The following is an 830-nucleotide window of genomic DNA, read 5'->3' as shown; positions in this document are numbered from 1 at the left end:
AGGTTTATTGGTTTTGGCTTTCTGTGTCGCTGCATCGGTTTTATCTGCATTTAGCCGTTCCAGTTCTAGATCAACCGCGGCAATATCTTCTTCAACCGCTTCATCCCACAGGTGGATTTGTTTTGCAGTGAGATGTTCGTTTTTACTGCCGAATTTGTGCTGTTTAAATAGTGCGAGTTCATGCTCGTATTTTTGATTGAGAATGGAAAGATGTTGAACTTTGGCATCCAATTGTTGGTTTGATTTTTCTAATTCTTGATTTGATTGTGCCAGAGACTGATGCTGCATCGCCAACTGCCGGGTAAATTCCAGCAGTTGTTCATGGGTGAGTTGGCTTAAGTCAGGCAGCGTATTCATGACCGCAGTATGCCTGAGGTCATGACGCAGAGGAAATAGAACGTTTGGAGAATAGCAGAATAGCCGAGCTTGGTTTAGAGCATTGTTACCACTTGCTGTCGTCCAATGCGCTGCCAGGGCAAACCCTGGATTAATGCCTGTAACTGTTCCGGGTTGAGGGCCACGGTTTCACCTTGGTGAACTTGAGCCCAGTGGAATTTTCCCTGTTCCAGCCGCCTGGCACACAGCCAGATGCCCAGTCCATCATGTACCAGTACTTTCATACGATGGCCACGTTTATTACAGAACAGGTAGGCGCAATGCGGTTTGATTGAGCCAAAGGCTTTCATAATCTGCGCCATGACCGTATCCATCCCTGCTCGCATATCCAGAGGTTGGGTGGAGAGCCAGATTTCATCAATGCGGATCATGTTGCAAGTACCTTGAGTAATTCTGCTAAAGCAGATATTTTCGATACTTGCCATTTCAAGCCA

General features: G+C 46.4%; 1 protein-coding gene and 1 pseudogene. Both read right to left on the bottom strand.

The genetic code is table 11. From position 1 onward, the window contains the following. Nucleotides 1–357, bottom strand: a pseudogene (locus tag G5T77_RS03580) (IS66 family transposase); the annotation flags it as partial. A 74-nt stretch (nucleotides 358–431) separates the two neighbouring features. After that, the coding region (tnpB, locus tag G5T77_RS03575) for an IS66 family insertion sequence element accessory protein TnpB (RefSeq protein ID WP_252719415.1) at nucleotides 432–830 on the bottom strand (399 nt) is incomplete at its 5' end.

It is taken from the genome of Acinetobacter sp. GFQ9D191M, from assembly GCF_011174875.1.
In the GTDB taxonomy this organism is placed as follows: Bacteria; Pseudomonadota; Gammaproteobacteria; order Pseudomonadales; family Moraxellaceae; genus Acinetobacter.
This window is presented reverse-complemented; position numbering and strand designations above follow the sequence as displayed.